The organism is Pedobacter jeongneungensis (assembly GCF_000633455.1).
Classification (GTDB): Bacteria; Bacteroidota; Bacteroidia; order Sphingobacteriales; family Sphingobacteriaceae; genus Pedobacter; species Pedobacter jeongneungensis_A.
This window is the reverse complement of the sequence record NZ_AYMG01000025.1, coordinates 64,225-84,279: the sequence shown is the minus strand read 5'-3', so window position 1 is coordinate 84,279 and position 20,055 is coordinate 64,225. Positions and strand designations below refer to the sequence as shown.

Here is a 20,055-nt window from a genome sequence, read left to right as displayed (position 1 = left end):
AGTAAACGAAGAAATTATTAGCGTGATGAATGTTTTTTGAATCTGCAAAATGAATTAACATCTGCAAATCTCAAAAATCCTGATTAACTTTGAAAAACTAATTTAGAACAAATGAATTTTCCATCAGAATTAAAATACACTAAAGACCACGAGTGGGTTAGAGTTGAAGGTAACGAAGCTTTTATCGGTGTTACCGATTTCGCTCAGCGCGAATTAGGTGATATTGTTTATGTTGATATCAATACTGTAGGTAGCGAAGTGGCAAAAGAAGAAGTTTTTGGTACTGTAGAAGCCGTTAAAACCGTTTCTGATTTATACATGCCAGTTACCGGAACCGTATTAGAAGTTAACGCTGAATTAAACGATAATCCAGAATTGGTTAACTCTGATCCTTATGGACAAGGCTGGATGGTAAAAGTATCTTTAGCTGATTTAGCTGAAGTAGAAGGTTTATTAACAGCAGAAGCTTACCAGGAATTGGTAGGAGCTTAATCATTATATTTTGTACAAAGCACTAAAACATCAAAAATGGGCCATTCTCTGGACCATCATTGTTTTAGTGCTTTGTAATATGCACATCTCCAATTCCGTTGGAGGAAGTAGCTTTTTTTTCGAAGGCTTTGATAAAATGACCCATATGGGTTTCTTCTTTGTCTTATCCGTCCTGCTCTTTTTTGGCAAGATAAAATATCAACATACCTACGCTTTCAGAACGCTAACCATTTTTAAAATTTTACTCATCAACGCAATAATTGGTGGCGGTATAGAATTACTACAATGGAAAGTTTTTACCTACCGCTCGGCAGAATGGTGGGATTTTGGTTGCGACATGTTAGGTGCGTGCATGGCTGTCTTTAGCTATGTTCTGCTTCATAAATTAAATTTCAATGAAACCATGACAAATACGCCGCTTACCAAAAACAATTAATGTATTCGGAATAGCTTCATTGCAATTGAAAATAAAATTATATCAATGAAAAAGAGAATTAGCATCATCTGTGTAGTTATGGCCATTAGTTTAAGTGGATGCAGTATCTTTAAAAAGGACTGTCATTGCCCAAAAGTATACTACAAAAGTTATCCTTCACCACGGAAATAACTTTCTTTTTTCTTATTTCTTTCAAAGTTTGGAGGCCTGCCAAGAGGCTGTATTTAAAATGTTACCAAGCTTTTAACACACCTTAACAAACCTTTGTGCTTTTCTATAGTCTGATAGCTTAGTTTTATATAATAATATCTAATTTTTTGATGAAAAGAAACGTTCAGAGGGCAGTATTTGTGGTGCTCCTATTTTGTGGTTATATCGCTCAGGCCCAACATACTGGTTCTATTAGCGGTAAAGTAATTAATGCTAAAGATAAAAAACCGGTTGATTTTGCTACTGTAGCAGTTAAGAGTTTAAAAGATTCAAGCGTTGTGGCTTCAGGTCAAACTAATCCTGATGGAAGTTTTAGCTTTAAGGCCATAGCACCAGGTAAATACCGTATTTATTCGGCCTTTTTAGGTTTAAAAACTGCAACTAAAGATGTTGAAGTAGCTAAAGCTGCAGTAAATGCAGGCGATATTGCCATGAGTGACGATGGTGTGGATTTAAATACCGTTAATGTTACCGCAACGATTCCGATTGTGGTAAAGAAAGATACTTTAGAATTTGATGCCAAATCGATTAAGGTGCGCGAAAATGCGGTGGTAGAAGATCTTTTGAAAAAGATACCGGGTGTAGAAGTAGCGAAAGATGGTAGTGTTAAAGCTCAGGGTGAAACCATTACCAAAGTAAAAGTAGATGGTAAGGAGTTTTTTGGTAACGACCCTTTATTGGCGACTAAAAACCTTCCTGCTGATATGGTCGATAAGATCCAGGTAATTGATGAACTTTCTGAGCAGGCTCAGTTTACCGGTATTGATGATGGAACAAGGAACAAAATCTTAAATATCACTACTAAAAACGGCATGAAACATGGTTATTTCGGAAACAGTACCGCAGGTTATGGTTCTAACGACCGTTATGATGCCAGCTTAAACGTAAACAAGTTTGATGATGACAGGCAGATCAGTTTTATCGGGCAGTTTAATAACGTAAATAAACAGAACTTTGGCCAGGGCGGTGGTGTAGGTAACGGCTTTGGTGGTGGCGGCGGCGGTGGCCGTGGTGGTTTTGGCGGCGGCGGTGGAGGAAGTAGCTCTGGCGGTAACGGCGGTATTACCAATACCAACGCTGCGGGTTTAAATTTTGCCGATACCTATAAAGATGGTACGCAGTTTCAGGCCAGTTATTTCTTTAACAAAGCAACTTCAGAAAGTATCCAGAATTCAAATATCCAGAACCTTACCGGAGGAACAAATAACATTGCTGAAGCTATAGATAATACTACCGACCGAATTAACCACCGTTTTAACTTTATGGTTGATACTAAGATAAACCCATCGTTATCTATTAAAATACAACCAAACCTGTCCTATACCGAAACAGATGGAAACAATTTGAATGAATATACAAGAACACTTACTGATGGTTCAACCGTTGGTACACAGCGTAACAATACAACTGCTGCAACACCTACCATTAGCAATAATTTATTAATCCGTAAAAGCTTTAAACGCAGAGGCCGTACGTTATCACTAAATGTAAACACAAATATAAACGATAACGATGGAACAAATCTTAACTATAGAAAAGAGACAATTACTGCAGGAATAGCTAAAAGGGACACCATTACCAATCAATTAAATAATACCAACAGTCATGCCATAAGTAACACCACGAGGGTAGTTTATACAGAGCCTTTAAACAAAACCTTAAGTGTAGAGTTTAACTATCAAAACGGTTATTCAAATAGCGATTCGCAAAGGGATGTTTTTAATTACAATCCATCAACGCTGCAGTTTGATATCGTTGATAACACCTTTTCAAATATCTATAACAACCGTACCTTAACCAATGCAGCAGGTGTAAGCTTAACTACAACGGAGAAAAAATACAATTGGAATATTGGAGTAGCTGCACAGCAAACCAACAGGGTAAATACCAATTTAACCACTGGCTTAAAGCGCACACAAAACTTTATTAATATCACACCTTCGGCGCAATTCAGGTATAACTTTAGTAACCGTAAACGTTTGTTTATTAACTACCGTGGTTCTACTACTCAGCCAAGTATCGATCAGATCCAGCCGATTCCGGATAATACCAATTCGCAGACCATTTATGTAGGTAACCCGGCGTTAAAACCTTCATTCAATAACCAATTGAGGATTAATTTTAATAACTTCAATATTGAAAACGGCAGGTTTTTCTTTGCAGGTTTAAACTTAACCCAGACATTTAACAGCATTGGTAACAGTGTTGCCCAGTTGCCTAACGGTATTCAACAGGTGAGTTATGTAAATGTTGATGGTGTTTATGCAGGTAACGCCAATGCAACATGGTCATTGCCTTTAATGGCAGAACGTAAGTTAACCTTAAATATTTCAGGAAACGGTGCTTACAATAGAAATGTGAATTACATTATTCCTCAGGGAGGTACCACATCCGTTAAAAACGTTACCAACAGTTATACCATTTCAAACGGTTATAAACTGGTTACCAACGTTGATAAATTCGATTTAACAGGAGGTATTACCGGTAGCTATACCAATTCAACATTTTCAGCTCAGCAATCGGCAAATACGCAGTTTTATACCATTAACCCAAGTTTTGATGTAAGTTATGTGTTGCCAGGCAATGTCAGGTTAGCTATGGATATCGATTATTTCAGAAACTTTGGTGGTGGCGATTTATATAATCAGGAATACACTATCCTTAATCCTTACATCAGCCGTCAGTTCTTCAAAAACAGAGGAACATTTAAGTTTTCTGTAAACGATGCCCTAAACCAGAACACAGGCGTAAGCAGAACGGCAACCGGTACTTCTATTACCGATTTAAACTACAATGTATTAAAACGTTATTACATGTTGTCATTCACTTATTCTTTAACCCGCATTGGTGGTAGAAATATGAGTGGCGATATGCAGATGCCAGGCCAGCGCGGTGGCGGCGGTCGTCAGAGGATGTAATTTCCTATGGTCAGTGGCCCACCAAGCATCGATATGATATAAAAAGTCCCGGTTTAACCGGGACTTTTCTGTTTTACAACTTTTTCCTATTGTTTGTTGTCTTATAGAGCAACACTCAATCTTTTGTATTAAATGTACAATCGACAATTATGTATTTCAAATGTTACCAAAGTAAAAATAAACCTTTATAACTGCCGGTAGTCTTTATTTCGACAATCAAACTAACCGAATGAAACAAATTTTTACGCTTTTTCTTATTTTATCATCATTTTATGTTTACGCCCAGAAAACCGGTTCGGTTAGCGGCAGGGTAATCCAGTCAAAAGATAAAAAACCGATCGATTATGCCTCACTTGCTGTAAAAAACCTGAGCGATTCGAGCATGGTTGGTGCTGTAAGTACAGCAGAAGACGGGAAATTTGTTTTCAAAAACCTAAAACCTGGCAACTACAGGTTATATGCTGCATTTTTGGGCTTAAAAAACACTACGAGAGATTTTACCATCGATGCTGATAAAACTGATATAACTTTGGGTGATATTGTTTTGGAAGGTGGCGCTATCGATCTTCAAACGGTTGATATTAAAGCCGAAGTTCCACCGATTGTGGTAAAAAAAGATACCCTCGAGTTTAATGCAAGCTCTTTTAAGGTGGTAGAAAATGCCGTGGTAGAAGATTTATTGAAGAAATTGCCTGGAGTAGAGGTTGATAAAGCTGGTACGGTAAAAGCGCAGGGCGAAACCATTACTAAAGTAAAGGTTGATGGTAAAGAGTTTTTTGGCAACGACCCTTTATTGGCCACTAAAAACCTTCCGGCTGATATGATTGATAAAATCCAGATTATTGATGAACTTTCCGATCAGGCACAGTTTACAGGTATTGATGATGGCTCGCGGACCAAAATCATTAACATTACCACCAGAAAAGACAAAAAGAACGGTTATTTTGGAAACAGTACCGGAGGTTATGGTTCTGATGATCGTTACGATGTGAACGCGAACATCAACCATTTTAACCAGGATGAGCGTCTGAGTGTAATTGCACAGTTCAATAATGTAAACAAACAGAATTTTGGCGGCGGTTTAGGTGGCGGAAACGGTGGGAGCAATGGCGGTCGTGGTGGAATTACCGATACCAAGGCCGGTGGATTTAATTTCTCGGATGTATATGCCGATCAGACAGAAGTGAGTTTGAGTTATTTTGTGAATAAATCTGATAACCTCATCCTCAGGAACAGCGTAACCCAAAACCTGTTAGGTGATGTAACCACGGTTTTTAATAATAACCAGACTAATAATTCAGACCGTTTAAACCACCGTTTAAACTTTATGATTGATACCAAACTCGATTCCTTAACCTCACTTAAAGTACAACCCAATTTAAGTTATACTGATAACGAGAGTTTAAACAATAGTATATATACCCGCGATTATAAAACGTATATGATCAATGGTACGCAATCGCTCAGGAATCATAATACGGCGCCATCCATCAGCAATAACATTTTGCTGCGGAAAAAATTTATGCGCAGAGGCAGAACGCTATCATTAAATTTTAGCACGAGTATCAATAATAATGATGCGGATAACTACAATACAAACCCTGAAACAAGGGTAGAAAACGGCATTACTACCCAAAAAACTACTAATCAGTTTAACGACCAGGAAAGTGAATCAATCAACCAAAATAGCCGCCTGGTATATACTGAGCCATTGGATAAAACCTTAAGTATCGAGTTTAATTATCAAAATGGCTATAACCACAATACATCCGATCGGTTTACGTACAATTTTAATCCTGCAACTTTAAAATACGATTTATTGGATCAAACCTTTAGCAACGCTTACGAAAATACCATTTTAACCAATTCTACAGGTTTTAGCTTTAATAAAATGGCCAAAAAATACAACTGGAACGTTGGGATGGCCGTTCAAAATACCGATAGGACCAATAACAACATCAGTGCTGGATACGTGCTCAAACAGAATGTCTTCAATTACACCCCTTCAGCCATGTTCAGGTATAATTTTAACAACAGTAAACGCCTGGTGTTTAACTACAGGGGAAGTACCAATCAGCCAACCATTCAGCAATTGCAGCCCATCCGGAACAATACAAATACGCAAAGTATTCCGGTTGGTAATCCCGACCTGAAACCCGAATTCAACAATACCCTCCGCGTTGCTTATAATACTTTTACTGTGGGGAAAAACAGGTCGTTATTTGTGAATTTAAACCTTACTCAAACCTCTGACCGCATTGCAAACAGCACCAGTTTAATCCAAACCGGTCCCGATCAGGGTAAATTGGCGGTTACACCAGTTAACGTAAGCGGCGTATATTCAGGATCTGTTTCATCTTCATTAAGTTTACCGATTATGGCAGAGAACAAGTTAAATTTCCATATCAATGTGAGCGGTAATTACGACCGCGATGTAAACTTTACCAATTCCTTAAAAAATATCACCAACAGCTGGTCCGTTACCAATGGCTACCGTCTGGTTTCCAATTTAGATAAACTCGATTTAACCGCAGGCGTAAATGGTTCCATAAACCGCGCAACTTATTCTGTGCAGCCAAATTCCAATACCCGTTTTTATACTTTCAGTCCCAATATCAGTGTAAGCTATTTATTTCCTGGCGATATCCGCTGGGCTGTTGATGCTGATTACAACCAGAATACCGGCAGGGGTGAAGCTTTTGATACCCATTTTACACTCGTTAATTCTTACATCAGCAAACAGTTTTTCAAAAACAGGGGAACCTTTAAAGCGGCTGTAAACGATTTGCTGAACGAAAACCAGGGTGTGAGCCGAACAGCCAATAACAATACTATTCAGGATGTAAGTTATAACGTATTGCAGCGTTATTTTATGTTTTCATTTACCTATTCCTTAAACCGTATGGGTGGTAAAAACAGGATTAGGGGTGGAGAAGAAGGTGGTAGAAATCGTGGTGGTAACGGCGGTGGAGGCTTTGGCCGAGGCAGGCAAAGAAACTAGATCATTTAAGCGTCAAGCTGTGTAATTTATACATTCATATTGGCTATCTTATTTGGAATAAATCTAAAGAAAGGGTAACTTGCGCCAAATTTAGCACATGAAGCTGTCGCACCTAAAAATTGGAGAAAAAGGAACAATTGTAGCATTTACGGATTTAGATATGTCTGTAAAGTTAATGGAGATGGGCTGCTTGCCGGGCGAGGTGGTAGAAGTTGAGCGTTTTGCTCCACTGGGCGACCCAATGGCGATCCGTGTTGCAGGTTATCAGCTTTGCTTGCGTAAAAGTGAGGCCGATGTGATCATTATACAATAAATAAGCTGGGTTTGGATATTAAAGTTGCGTTAGTTGGTAATCCCAATACAGGTAAATCTACTTTATTTAACCGTTTAACAGGGTTAAATCAAAAAATAGGAAACTTTCCAGGTATCACTGTTGATAAGAAAACTGGTTTTACAAAACTTGCTGGCGGTAGGGAAGCCGAAATTATCGATTTACCCGGAACCTATAGCTTATATCCCAAAAGTTCTGACGAAAGTATCGTTTTTCAGGTGCTTGCCGATAAAAATAACAACAGCCATCCTGATGTAATTGTACTTATTGCTGATGCTTCCAACCTAAAGCGTAACATGCTTTTGTATTCGCAGGTGGCCGATTTGGGTATCCCTATGATTTTGGCTTTGAATATGATCGATCTTTCTGCAAAGCAGGGAATTGAAATTGATCTTGATAAACTTGCAGAAAAGCTGGGCATCCAGGTGGTTTCCATTTCAGCGAGAAATAACATCGGTATCGATAAGTTAAAACAGGCCATTGCCAATACCAATAAAATTGCCACCCAGTTTCAGGATGTTGATGTAAATTTTCTGGCACCAGAAGCCATTAATGCCATCAAATCGAAACTCAATTCTGATAATGATTATTATGCATTACAGGTATTGCACCAGCACGAATACCTTACTTTTTTTACTGAAAAAGAACAGGAAGAAATTGAGGAGATAGAGCAATCACACCATTTCGAGTCTTCTAAAATTCAGGCTGCCGAAACTATTGCACGTTATAAACACCTCAGCACTATTTTGTCTGATGTGGTGGTGGATAATGGCACCGAAAAGAAATTTTCTTTCAGCGATAAATTAGATGGTATCCTTACCCATAAAATATGGGGATTCGCCATTTTTCTGTTAATCTTATTTGTTATTTTCAACGCCATTTTTGCCTGGTCATCTTATCCTATGGATCTGATTGAAAGCGGATTTGGTTTTATTACCAGCATAGGTCACGAATACCTGCCGGCTGGTATGCTCACCGATTTGTTATTAGATGGTGTAATTGCTGGTTTGGGCGGTATTTTTGTATTTATTCCGCAAATTGCCATTCTTTTTGCTTTTATATCCATTTTGGAAGATACCGGCTATATGGCCCGTGTTACCTTTATGATGGATAAAGTGATGAGCAAGGTAGGTCTTAACGGAAAGTCGGTAGTGCCGATGATTGGTGGTTTGGCCTGCGCTGTCCCCTCTATTATGGCCGCCAGAAATATCGAAAACTGGAAAGACAGGATGATTACCATCATGGTTACCCCATTGGTAAGCTGCTCGGCAAGGCTCCCGGTTTATATTTTGATTATATCCTTAATTATCCCGTCTAAAACGGTGTTGGGTATTTTTAACATGCAGGGTTTAGCGTTAATGGTGATGTACCTGGTTGGGATTATTGCTGCGGTATTGGTGGCCTGGGTAATGAAATTTATCATTAAAACCAAAGAAAGATCGTATTTCATTATGGAATTGCCGGTTTACCGTATGCCAAGATGGAAAAACGTTTTTTATACCATGTACGAAAAATCGAAAACCTTTGTTTTCGAAGCCGGTAAGGTAATTATTGCCATTTCCATTATTCTATGGGTAATGGCCTCATTCGGACCGGGAAACCGTTTCGAAAACATCGATAAAAAATACGAAAAGGCATTAGCCGATACCACCAAAAATACAGATCATATTAAAACTTTGGTGGCTACAGAGAAATTGGAAAACTCTTATGTGGGCATCCTCGGTCATGCCATTGAGCCTGCCATCCGTCCGTTGGGTTACGATTGGAAAATCGGTATTGGTTTAATTACCTCTTTTGCGGCCCGTGAAGCCTTTGTAGGTACCATGGCTACCATTTACAGTGTTGATGGTGGCGATGAAGATACCAGCACCATCAGGGAGCGTATGTCGGCTTCTAAAAACAGCCTTACGGGTTTGCCTGTTTATACTTTTGCTACGGGCATTTCGCTGATGCTTTTTTATGCCTTTGCTATGCAGTGCATGAGTACGGTAGCCATTGTTTACCGTGAAACCAAAGGTTGGAAATGGCCGGTAATTCAATTGGCTTACATGACAGCCATGGCCTATATCGCCGCATTGGTTGCTTATCAGTTGTTGAAATAAGACAGTATTTTTTCGGAGATTATTTTCTAAGTTATCGTCATTCCCTCCTTGGTTTGAAATCTTAATGCAATAAAAAGTTTTGTATCGTAGATGCATGTTAATTGCTGACCCTCAAAAATGATTCATTTAAAGCGTTTGTAACCTTGAGCGTAGTCGAAAGCCTTGTTAAAATATTATCATGATTAGAAGAGCAGGTCAGGTGCAATTATTTAAGTTTCCTCCCGCTTTCCGTTTTATCCCGACTGAAATGTCGGGATGCTCACTCCAATCGGGTCTAGGTGGCCCGGTAAGTGTAGCTATTATAGATTGGGTGCTTATCTGCACAAGTCTTTGTTTATAAACCCGGTAGTAGCGGCAGCTCCTGATTTTTCATCAGGACTATAGCGGATAACGGGACTGCTGTTCCCGAAACCCTACTGAATGCTCATTTCCAAATAATCCTTAATAATTTATTTAAATTTTTACCATATAAGACATATAAGGCCATCCAAGCTCAGGTATTCTAAATAAGATTAGGCTTTAGTCTTTTTTCCTTTAGTATGATTACACAGATTTTTGGATTGCACCGATCTTAGTTTTATAACTTCTTTTCTGCTTTAGTCTTTGATCTTTCAGCTTTAACCTTTCCGCTTATCCCAACTCAATCTGTCGCTTAATACTTTCTTCCAATGAGATTAAAGTTTCCGTACGTTGGATACCGTTAACGGCCTGGATTTCTTCGTTTAAAACGTGACGCAAATGGTTTGTATCTCTGCAAATAATTTTGGCAAACATGCTGTAAGCACCCGTAGTATAATGGAGCTCTACCACTTCTTTAATTTTGCTCAACTGGGCCACTGCATCTTTATATTGGATTCCTTTTTCGAGATAGATACCCAAAAAGGCGCATATGTCATAACCAGCCTTCTGTGGATCGATAATTAAGTGAGAGCCTTTTATAATGCCCATTTCCTGTAATTTCTTCATCCTAACATGTATCGTTCCGCCCGAAACAATCAGATCTTTAGCGATTTCCGTATAGGGTTTAGTCGCGTCCTGCATCAATTGTTTCAATATATCGATGTCGAGGTTGTCAATTTCTAAATTGGAATTGTCTTTTTTAAGCATATTTTTGAATTATGATAAGCGAATTTACAAATATTTATCAATATTATAAAAATAAAATTAAATGTTTAAAATATTTGCAAGGTATTGGATGTTCCTTTACATTTGTATCAAGCAATTAACAAAAAGGAAACGTTCTTTCAAAATTGTTTAATAAAATGTAGGGTGGTGAAACAGGCAGACACACCTCCTTGTCTCGGTGGCGGAGAATAATGGGAATATACTGGCAACAGTACTAACCACTCCTTGAAGGTTCGATTCCTTCCCCTACAGCCAGTTCAGTTGGCAATTTACAGTTAGCAGTTTAAAACTGAAAATTGGAAATTGAAGACTGTTAACTTTTGAAATGTTGGGTGGTGAAATTGGCAGACACGCCTCCTTGTCTCGGTGGTGGGGAATAATGGGACAAACGCAGTTTATTGGGTTGACCACAAATTAATTTTTTGAACTGTAGCTAACTACCCCTTGAAGGTTCGACTCCTTCCCCAACAGCATTTTTTATGAATAATAAGTTAGTTAATTGAGCAATCCTGGATAGGTTGCTCTTTTTCTTTTATAACTTTTCTGCTTTAACATTGATTAGTGGGCATTTTTTTTTGATACTGATATTTGGGAACAATCTTTCAAATTCTACATAATATAAAGACTCCTGTTGGCATATCTACAATTCGGGATGGAATATAGTCGTTTAGCTATTTTGTAGGGGTAAGACGTTTTTTTTAAGCATTCCAGTGCAAGTGAAAAGATTTTGATCTTTAGAAATGTTTGGATTGAGGATAAATCTAGCAGTAGGATCAAACCTAAAAGTACAGAGGAAAAATAATTTTGCATCCACGGTGTATATTGTTCAGATGGAAAGAATTTAGAAGTGCTTCATCCGGTAATCAAATTGGTGTCAGTTTGGTCCGAATCAAAGGAGACACTTTCGCTGAAATACATATGTAAGCTGCCAAAATTAGAAGATCGACCAATTAAGCCCGAAACATAACAATGTTCGGGCTTAATTTGGTAAAAGAAATATTTAATTTTAAACAAGAGTTGTCAATAGGTTTAATGATCAAGAGAATGAAAAGGACATTTTTTCTGATCCTGATAAAAACCTTTTATTGATCTTTTTTAAATTTTTCAAAAGCCTGTTTTATTTCTAATAAATCATGCTTGTTTAAATTGGGCTCAAATATTTTCACGTCAATCACTTTTCTGGGAATTGCTACCCCACTGCCACTTTTCTCTTTGGTTATAGGGTTAAAAATTAAATTGATACGAACAAGCTTCATTTTTCGCACACTATCAATATTTTTTGATAATGTATAGTTAATCTTGTTTTTCCAGTGTTTGTCAAAAATCAGATAAGTCGAATCGGGATAATTGTCTCCTGGATTGGCCGTATATTTATAAGTTTCCTGAACATAGCTTTCTTTTGTATTGGTTTTTGACAATAAAATGCTTTTATCATCAAAATCAGCCGTTCCGCCTTTTAGAATCGGATCTTCCATTAATAGAGAATCAAGATTAAAGCGTTTTCTACTTCCATTTGTTCCTACCGAATCATATCTTATACCCGTCTTTTGATTTATGTAATGGATAAAAAAACGGTGTTCAAAGGATCTTGAGGATATTGTAGCAGGATCATCTCCAGCCTCCATTACACCGTTCTTAATAGCCTTCTCGTTGTACACAGTTCCGCGGATAGTTTTACGGTATAAGATCATGTTCTCCAGTCTGGAAACTAAACTAGTATCATTATTTGTAGGTGTAATAGCCCCAGTATGGCGGTCAACAATTTCTGCGTAGCTAGTCATAGCTAGTATTTCAGGACTGGTATTGATACTGCATGATGAAGTCAGCAATGCTGCTGCAAATATTATGGTAAGCAAAAATCTCATTCAAAAATATCGTTTACGTACCAAACTTCACACGTTGCACTAAGATTCTGGTTTGTACCAGGAATTGGGTTCAATTTTGACTCGCAGAGCAATTTAGCCTTAAAGTTAAAATAAGCTTTCGCTGTTGCATAATATTTTCCGATTGTAGGCTGAAGAACAAAATTAGAGACTGTTATTTCTGTTGCAGGGGTAATCCCGCTTAAGCCTTCTCCTAAATGTTCCAATCTATCCCATTGCCATTCTTCTCCTACCTTTTTATGAAAGCCACGTTCAGTGCTCTCATATGACCAAAGATGCAATGAATTTCTTAAAAATACCCATCGGTATATCATGCTTCTTGTTGTACCTCCAGCTGCTTCATTATCAAGCACGATCAGGTTATTATCACCAGCAAGTTCATAACTTAAAGCATCTACAGCCTTATCATTCTCACAGGGATCTACATCCGGCTCAGATGGAGGGTTTGGGTTCGTAGCCTCTGGATCAGTTTGATCTTCACAGGCATCATATAGCCACGTCTGAGAAATAATCCTCCCTGTTTGTTTGTCATAGATATAAAGATATACTGGTTCGCAGTTAGAAGTACCATATCCGTTCATTAATTTATTGGAAAAATTTGAAACACGGGCATTTGTTTTAGATCCAATTGAATTGTTTAGGCTTAATATTCTTCGCACTGCTATATATCTATTGCTTTCAATTTTTCCGTTTTTAATAGAAAAGCCCGCAACATTCATATTGTGCTTGGCGCTATATTGAAGAAAAATTCCATCAGCGATGTCGGATTTTCCGGACTTCAATTTGTTAAATGATGCCAAGATCTTTAGCCCCTTATCTTTAACTACAGATTGTTTACCAAAAAAATCTACTTTTTGTACACGTATTATCTGTTTATCCCTTAATTTAAAAATTACGCCGGACACCATAGCCACATCACTGTCCTTATTGCGACCAGCGCTGGCAATACTTACACCTTTTGTTTTGACAACCAAGATACTATCTCCTTCAAATACATAATTACTCCAGTCCACGGTAAAGCGGCTTGTTGGAGCATCTGTTACTTTCATTTCGTATAACTTTTTTGCTGACCCGACCAGTTGAAGCACTTCCTTTTCGTTTAGGGCATTGTTACTACCGTCTGCGCCCTTTTTGCAAGAGTATAGGGAGAGAATCAAACACATAAGCATTGATGTTTTGAGCATTAAAGCGATAATTTTTTTCATTTTTTAATATAAGATTTGTATGAATTGATTGCACTAAGATATGTGTAAATGCAGACTCAAGTTGTTATTTTTTCGTTAACATATTGTTGCATCCTTGTTCAATATACTCTTGTTAAATTCCAAAGTAGTTGACATATAAATTAAAATTATAGTTTTTGAGATCTGAATAGCAATTTTGGTGTTTATTGCATTGAGACAGTTAGTAGTATGGTATTGGAAAGTTGAAATCATAATTCAGAATGAACAAGAACAAACCAAAGGAATACAGGCAATATATGATCATCTGGAAAAAATGCAAAATATTCTAAGGCAATTTTAGAAGAGCTAAAAAAACAAAATGAGCCAAAAAATGGGGTTTAAAAAGTTTTTAGATTCATAATACCTTAATGATTAACCTTTAGTTTTTCAATATCGATTATATTTTTGTAGATATATTCCTATATTACCAGTTCAATTTATTCTAACTGTGTAATGCCTGTAATGAAAAAACGAGTATCCATAAAAGATATCGCCAAACAATTAAATATTTCCATTACAACCGTATCGTTCGTAATTAATGGAAAAGCGAGAGAGAAGAACATCAGCGAGTCGCTTACCAAAAAGGTTTTGGATCTGGTTGCCGAATTAAACTATCAGCCTAATGCCCTTGCCACGAGTTTACGGACTGGGAAAACAAAAATTATAGGTTTTTTGGTTGATGACATCTCTGAACCTTTTTTTGCGGGCATAGCACGCCGTATTGATGAAATTGCTTCGAGCCTTGGATATAAAATTCTTTTTAGCAGTACCCGTAACGATACTGAAAAAGCCATAGAACTGTTGCAGATTTTTAAAGACAGGCATGTAGATGGCTATATTATGGCACTGCCCGAAGGTTTGGAAGAGGAGGTTAAAAAACTGATCCAAACAGATGCGCCCGTAGTTTTATTCGACCGCTACGTACAGGATGTAAAAACCGATTATGTAATTATCGATAACAAAAACAGTACTTTCGAAGCCACCGAGCACCTGATTAATAATGGATATAAAAATATAGGTTTTGTTACGATAGATACTGTTCAGCAGCAAATGGTCGATCGTTTATCGGGTTATGAAACTGCGGTAGAAAAACATAAACTGCCAGCCATTGTAAAAAAGATCAGCTATGTTAATTCTGCTGAGTCGATTAAGGAAATGGTGAAATTCTTCAAAAAAGAAAAACAGCTGGATGCGGTAATTTTTGCGGCCAACTATATCTGTTTAGATGGTTTAAGGACTTTTAGAAAAGAAGGTATCCAGATTCATAAAGACCTTGCAGTGGTATCTTTTGATGATTTCGAGATCCTGGAGTTCTGCGAGCCGCCCGTTACGGCGATTGCACAACCGCTTGAAGCCATTGCAGAGAATATTATGAAAATTTTATTGAATAAGCTTAAAAAGGCAGGTAGAAATATTGAAAATGCCCAGGTATCGCTTCCCACTGTATTAAATGTGAGGGCCTCGAGCTCAAAAAAATAGTATTAAAAAAGGGAATAGATTTAGATCCTATTCCCTTTATCATGATTTTTGACGCAGATTAAACTGTCATTACATCTTTTTCTTTCGCTTCTGCGTGTTTATCAACCTTAATGATGTAGGCATCAGTTAATTTCTGTACTTCGCCTTCACCAGTTTTAATTTCATCATCAGATACGCCTTCGCCTTTTAATTTTTGAATTTTGGTATTGGCATCTTTACGGATATTACGAACCGTAACACGGCCTCTTTCGGCTTCTTCTTTTACTTTTTTAACCAGGTCTTTTCTACGTTCTTCGGTTAAAGGAGGTACCACCAAACGGATCACAATACCATCATTTTGAGGATTGATACCAATATTGGCTACCTGTATGGCCTTTTCGATCACTGTTAAAAGTGATTTTTCCCAAGGTTGGATTACAATTGTCCTTGCATCAGGTGTATTGATACTGGCCACTTGCGCTAATGCAGTAGAGGCACCATAATAATCAACAAAGATACCATCCAACATTCCAGCTGATGCTTTGCCAGCCCTTATTTTAGTTAATTCAGCTTCACAATGATCGATTGCTTTATCCATTGCAGATTGAGCATCCATTAATTGTAATTGTATGAGGTCGTTCATAATCGTGTGTATTTCTACAAAAATAATATTTTTTTTAAATGCTTACTTTACCAGGGTTCCAATTGGTTCGCCATTGGCAATTTTCATAAAATTACCATGTTTGTTCATATCAAACACAATAATTGGCACTTGGTTTTCTTCACAAAGGGTAAAAGCTGTCATATCCATTACATTAAGGCCTTTATCGTACACTTCTCTGAACGAAATTTCTCCGTATTTTGTAGCTAAAGGATCTTTTTCAGGATCTGCGGTATAAATTCCATCAACACGTGTTCCTTTTAAAACCACATCGGCTTTAATTTCGATTGCACGTAAAGCTGCTGCAGAATCGGTAGTGAAATATGGGTTTCCGGTACCTGCACCAAAAATAACCACACGGCCTTTTTCTAAGTGGCGAACGGCCCTTCTGCGAATAAATGGTTCGCAGATCTGCTCCATTTTAATGGCGGTAAGCAAACGTGTTTTGATGCCAACTTTCTCTAAGGCATCCTGTAAGGCCATAGAGTTAATTACTGTTGCCAGCATGCCCATGTAATCAGCCTGAGCCCTATCCATCCCACTTTTTTCGGCGCTTAGGCCTCTAAAAATATTTCCTCCTCCAATTACGATAGCAATTTCTAAACCTTTATCGTGTACTGCTTTGATATCTTCTGCATATTGCTTAACACGATCATTATCAATACCGTATTGTTTGTCGCCCATTAGCGATTCTCCGCTAAGCTTTAGTAGGATGCGCTTGTATTTCATGACCTCAAAAATATCAACAATTTTTTAATACCGAGCTATGCTTTTTAATAATTGATGTAAATTGTTTATTGGATTTTATCCCCAAACAATAAAAGCCCCTGTTACGGAGCTTTTATAATGGAAAGATATGGATTGTGAATTAATTAAAAATGTAACGCACACCAAATTGTGCCTGCCAACGCGAAATCTGATCGGTAATATTTTTATACGTTGTGGTATATGGCGTTAAATTGGCCTTATCCTGATATGGGAATGAATAAGTAGGCTTCCCTGTAGTAGCATCTAAACCTTTGTAGGCCAGCAATACAGCGGTATTGTAAGTTGATAATGGGATATTTGGTGTTTGATATAAGCCCCAATCGCTGTTTAAAAGGTTACCAAGGTTGATGATATCCAGTGTAAACTGAAGCGTATTTCTTTTTCCTTTCGGACCAACAAAGAAATCCTGTGCAATGTGTAAATCTGCTCTTTTAAAGTACGACATGATGGCACCGTTTCTTTTTGCAAATTCACCCCTGTGTTTGCTTAGGTAGCTATCTTGTGTAATATAGGCATTCAACTGGTTCCAGATCTGATCCTGGGTGCGGGTATCGCCAACAAAATCAGGAACCAAAATAATATCGCCTTTGCTTTGTGGGATATAAACTAAATCGTTCGCGCCGCCATCGTTATTGATATCCCCAGATGAAACATAACTGAATGCACCATTATTGGCCGATTCGAAGATTAAACCAATTGTGGTAGCGGCATGTTTAAAATACTCTTTTTTATAGCTTAATGAAGCAATAACCCTGTTTGGCTGAATAAAATTGGTATTGGCCAAAACGTCCGAATTTGCATCGCCTGCAATTGCCCTTTGCGACCAGATTGAACTTGCAGTAGAACCGCCGTCGTTTACAGATTTAGATTGACTGTAGGTATAGGCTACACTGGCATTAAAACCATTGAAAAAAGATTTTTGCAACTGACCGGTAATGAAGTATGAATAGCCTTTTTTGGTATTCTGCATATAAATGAATGGCGAAATCGATGGATTTGCTGCCGTAGTACCTGTCTGTGTAGATTTTACGGTATAACGCTGTTGTCCTTCAATTCCAGGAAGGGTAATTAAGCCTGTTGAATTGTTCGGTAATGCCGCGTTAGAGAAGTTTACCGCATTGATATCTTTAGTATACGATGCTTCTAAAGTGGCAATGATGCCCATTGGTAATTTTTGGTCAACCGCAACATTCGTTCTCCAGATCTGAGGGTATTTAAAATCTTTTGAAGCCGCATCTACCTCATAAGAAGTATTGGCAGCAGCGGTACCAGGAGCAGGGCGGTTGGCATTTACATTTGGATTAAAAATCAAACGTGGATCACCAACAGTTGAAACAGTGCTGGAGCTGAATAATGTTCCGGTGTTAGAGGCCTGGTTAGAGATCCAAACATAAGGCACCTGACCGGTAAAAATTCCGGTTCCACCTCGTAACTGCGTAGTTTTATCGCCAAAAATATCATAATTGAAGCCTACGCGGGGCGAGAACAATAATTTTTTGTTCGGGAATTTAGAAATGTCTACCTGCAAACCATTTTGGAAGGTTAATGCTGCCAAATTTGGATTTGGATCTAGTTTGGTAGGGAAATAAGTATAATCGGCACGGATACCATAGGTTAATTTGAAATTATCACTCACCTGGTATTTATCCTGTGCATATAGACTTAGGTTATACGACGACATTTTTGCGAATGGAAATGATCCATCGGCCAATGCCGAGTTACGATATGAATAACTTACCGCGGGCTGGTTATTAATAAAATCATCAGCTGTTTTAAAATAATACAGGCCGTTATAGTTTGGAGCAAAACCATTCAGGAATTTGTTCAACTGATTGCTCGTACCGATAGTAATTTCATGTTTACCGGCATAAATCGAGAAATCATCCGAGAATTGATAAATGTCGGAGTTTAACAGGTTGTTAGCAGTAAAAACCTCGTAACCAAAACTGGTTAAGATGCCGCCGTTTCCATTACCGATATCAACCATTGGTAATTCGGAACCGTTTGAATCACGGAAATCTCTCAATGCTGAATAACCCATTGTTAATTTGTTCGACATGTTGTTGCCGATCCTGGTGTTTAACTCCACAATACCGATGTTAAAGTTATTATTGATGGTATAACTCGAGCCGAAATAAGGCATAGAGGTTGATGAAGGTGAGCGGCTACCGTTTAGGCCTGCCGGAATGCCCGAGCCACTGGCAACAACCTGTCTGTTCGATTTCAGATAGAAATATTTTGCACTTAAGGTATTATTGGCATTGATGTTCCAATCTATTTTAGCCGTGATTTTATCACTCTGTGTTTTGTAAGGATAATTTTCGTAAGGACCGGTTGCATAGTTGTACTTGCTCATTAAATAGTTCGATAACTTATCCAATGTTGCAGCATCTGCTGTCGAAACGTTTGCTCCTGATAAGCCTGGCCTTGATGCTACGAAAGATGTTGCAGGTGTACTGATTCTTTCCTGTTCACCCGAAACAAAGAAAAATAATTTGTCTTTAATAATCGGTCCGCCGATATTTAAACCACGCTGATTATAGCTAAAATCAACAACAGGTATTTTGGTTACCCCGGCAGAGTATCCGGTCAAATCAGTTCCCCTGGTATAATAATAAGCCGATCCCTTAAAATCGTTTGTTCCTGATTTTACAATGGTATTGATACCTGCTCCGGTGAAAGATCCCTGACGGACATCGTAAGGGGCAATATCTACCTGGATCTGCTCAATCGCATCTAATGAGATCGGTTGAGAATTCGCCTGTCCACCCAAACTGCCCGATAATCCAAAGGAGTTGTTAAACAGAGCACCATCAACTGTTAAGTTGTTGTAAGAACCACTTCTGCCACCGAAACTCAAACCCCCAACGGTTGTTGAGTTTGCTGATGGCGTTAATTTGGTAAAATCGGATAACGAACGGCTGATGGTTGGTAAATTATCGATCTGCTGCCTGGTAATGGTTTCTCTTGCGCCGGTACGTGAGGAGTTGATCACCTTGTCCTGCGTTCCTTTTACCACCACATCGGCAAGGTTTTGCGAGGTTTCGGTAAGCGAGGCATCAACCCTTAAGTCTTCTCCAATAGTGGTATTCAGGTTTTCTTTAACCAGTTCGTTGTAACCAACATAACTAATTTTAATGGTATATGGTCCGCCAACACGTACGTTGGGCAGGTTGTACCTACCATCGGCCCTGGTTAGGGTGGAGTATTTTGTACCTGAGGGAATGTGTATGGCGGTAACCGTTGCGCCAGGGATAACCCCTTTCTGATCTTTAACTGTACCAATAAATGATGCAGTGGTAACCCCTTGTGCGAAACCATAAACGGTTATCACAAGCATAAATGAGAATAATAGTAACAATTTTTTCATTAGTTCATGTTTTTTATTGGTGATGAAGCAATTATAATTTGTTGTTACCCTTATCGTAATAAAATTATGATATTTCA

General features: G+C 38.2%; 13 protein-coding genes and 2 tRNA genes. 9 read left to right on the top strand and 6 right to left on the bottom strand.

Translation table 11 applies throughout. The features are described 5' to 3' along the window. The first annotated feature begins 111 nt into the window (after positions 1-111). From gcvH to feoB, 6 genes are all read left to right on the top strand, one after another. The gene (gene gcvH / locus U859_RS0121745) at positions 112-492 is read left to right on the top strand and encodes a glycine cleavage system protein GcvH (protein WP_025145401.1); all 381 of its coding nucleotides are present in this window, start codon (positions 112-114) and stop codon (positions 490-492) included. 10 nt (positions 493-502) lie between these two features. Then, the gene (locus tag U859_RS0121740; protein ID WP_025145400.1) at positions 503-928 is read left to right on the top strand and encodes a VanZ family protein; all 426 of its coding nucleotides are present in this window, start codon (positions 503-505) and stop codon (positions 926-928) included. A gap of 320 nt (positions 929-1,248) precedes the next feature. Continuing rightward, complete coding sequence (locus U859_RS30580; protein ID WP_025145399.1) at positions 1,249-4,056, top strand: outer membrane beta-barrel family protein; 2,808 nt, start codon at positions 1,249-1,251, stop codon at positions 4,054-4,056. A gap of 229 nt (positions 4,057-4,285) precedes the next feature. After that, positions 4,286-7,057, top strand: a complete 2,772-nt coding sequence (locus U859_RS0121730; RefSeq protein WP_025145398.1) for an outer membrane beta-barrel family protein — start codon at positions 4,286-4,288, stop codon at positions 7,055-7,057. 97 nt (positions 7,058-7,154) lie between these two features. Further along, the gene (locus U859_RS0121725) at positions 7,155-7,370 is read left to right on the top strand and encodes a ferrous iron transport protein A (protein ID WP_025145397.1); all 216 of its coding nucleotides are present in this window, start codon (positions 7,155-7,157) and stop codon (positions 7,368-7,370) included. A 5-nt stretch (positions 7,371-7,375) separates the two neighbouring features. Continuing rightward, on the top strand, positions 7,376-9,490 hold the full coding sequence (gene feoB, locus U859_RS0121720) for a ferrous iron transport protein B (protein ID WP_205314428.1): 2,115 nt from the start codon (positions 7,376-7,378) through the stop codon (positions 9,488-9,490). Between the two features lie 630 nt (positions 9,491-10,120). On the opposite strand, the gene U859_RS0121715 is transcribed toward feoB, so the two are convergent. Next, on the bottom strand, positions 10,121-10,597 hold the full coding sequence (locus tag U859_RS0121715; RefSeq protein ID WP_025145395.1) for an Lrp/AsnC ligand binding domain-containing protein: 477 nt from the start codon (positions 10,595-10,597) through the stop codon (positions 10,121-10,123). 156 nt (positions 10,598-10,753) lie between these two features. On the opposite strand from U859_RS0121715, the gene U859_RS32075 reads away from it, so the two are divergent. Both U859_RS32075 and U859_RS32070 read left to right on the top strand, forming a co-directional pair. Further along, positions 10,754-10,870: transfer RNA gene (locus U859_RS32075), tRNA-Asp, on the top strand. Positions 10,871-10,941: 71 nt separating this feature from the next. Continuing rightward, positions 10,942-11,086, top strand: a tRNA-Asp gene (locus tag U859_RS32070). Positions 11,087-11,697: 611 nt separating this feature from the next. Here the strand turns inward: U859_RS32070 and U859_RS0121710 are convergent. Together U859_RS0121710 and U859_RS0121705 are read right to left on the bottom strand one after the other, a co-directional pair. Then, on the bottom strand, positions 11,698-12,480 hold the full coding sequence (locus U859_RS0121710) for a hypothetical protein (RefSeq protein WP_025145394.1): 783 nt from the start codon (positions 12,478-12,480) through the stop codon (positions 11,698-11,700). Beyond that, positions 12,477-13,703: a hypothetical protein gene (locus U859_RS0121705; protein WP_025145393.1), complete on the bottom strand. Its 1,227-nt coding sequence runs from the start codon at positions 13,701-13,703 to the stop codon at positions 12,477-12,479. Before U859_RS0121705 ends, U859_RS0121710 begins: the two co-directional genes overlap by 4 nt. Before the next feature lie 480 nt (positions 13,704-14,183). On the opposite strand from U859_RS0121705, the gene U859_RS0121695 reads away from it, so the two are divergent. Beyond that, on the top strand, positions 14,184-15,200 hold the full coding sequence (locus U859_RS0121695) for a LacI family DNA-binding transcriptional regulator (protein ID WP_025145392.1): 1,017 nt from the start codon (positions 14,184-14,186) through the stop codon (positions 15,198-15,200). A gap of 58 nt (positions 15,201-15,258) precedes the next feature. On the opposite strand, the gene frr is transcribed toward U859_RS0121695, so the two are convergent. The 3 genes from frr to U859_RS0121680 all read right to left on the bottom strand — a co-directional run bounded on the left by frr (position 15,259) and on the right by U859_RS0121680 (position 19,978). Next, positions 15,259-15,822, bottom strand: a complete 564-nt coding sequence (gene frr, locus U859_RS0121690) for a ribosome recycling factor (protein ID WP_025145391.1) — start codon at positions 15,820-15,822, stop codon at positions 15,259-15,261. Between the two features lie 42 nt (positions 15,823-15,864). Next, positions 15,865-16,569 carry a UMP kinase gene (gene pyrH / locus U859_RS0121685; RefSeq protein WP_025145390.1) on the bottom strand — a complete coding sequence of 235 codons (705 nt, stop codon included), beginning with the start codon at positions 16,567-16,569 and terminating at the stop codon, positions 15,865-15,867. A gap of 139 nt (positions 16,570-16,708) precedes the next feature. After that, on the bottom strand, positions 16,709-19,978 hold the full coding sequence (locus U859_RS0121680; RefSeq protein WP_025145389.1) for a carboxypeptidase regulatory-like domain-containing protein: 3,270 nt from the start codon (positions 19,976-19,978) through the stop codon (positions 16,709-16,711). Positions 19,979-20,055 lie beyond the last annotated feature (77 nt).

Bases quoted from the DNA above. Each gene is read 5' to 3' on its own strand.
- gcvH (WP_025145401.1), top strand. From the start codon at position 112: ATGAATTTTCCATCAGAATTAAAATACACTAAAGACCACGAGTGGGTT.
- U859_RS30580 (WP_025145399.1), top strand. From the start codon at position 1,249: ATGAAAAGAAACGTTCAGAGGGCAGTATTTGTGGTGCTCCTATTTTGT.
- U859_RS0121730 (WP_025145398.1), top strand. From the start codon at position 4,286: ATGAAACAAATTTTTACGCTTTTTCTTATTTTATCATCATTTTATGTT.
- U859_RS0121725 (WP_025145397.1), top strand. From the start codon at position 7,155: ATGAAGCTGTCGCACCTAAAAATTGGAGAAAAAGGAACAATTGTAGCA.
- U859_RS0121715 (WP_025145395.1), bottom strand. From the start codon at position 10,597: ATGCTTAAAAAAGACAATTCCAATTTAGAAATTGACAACCTCGACATC.
- U859_RS0121710 (WP_025145394.1), bottom strand. From the start codon at position 12,480: ATGAGATTTTTGCTTACCATAATATTTGCAGCAGCATTGCTGACTTCA.
- U859_RS0121705 (WP_025145393.1), bottom strand. From the start codon at position 13,703: ATGAAAAAAATTATCGCTTTAATGCTCAAAACATCAATGCTTATGTGT.
- U859_RS0121695 (WP_025145392.1), top strand. From the start codon at position 14,184: ATGAAAAAACGAGTATCCATAAAAGATATCGCCAAACAATTAAATATT.
- frr (WP_025145391.1), bottom strand. From the start codon at position 15,822: ATGAACGACCTCATACAATTACAATTAATGGATGCTCAATCTGCAATG.
- pyrH (WP_025145390.1), bottom strand. From the start codon at position 16,569: ATGAAATACAAGCGCATCCTACTAAAGCTTAGCGGAGAATCGCTAATG.
- U859_RS0121680 (WP_025145389.1), bottom strand. From the start codon at position 19,978: ATGAAAAAATTGTTACTATTATTCTCATTTATGCTTGTGATAACCGTT.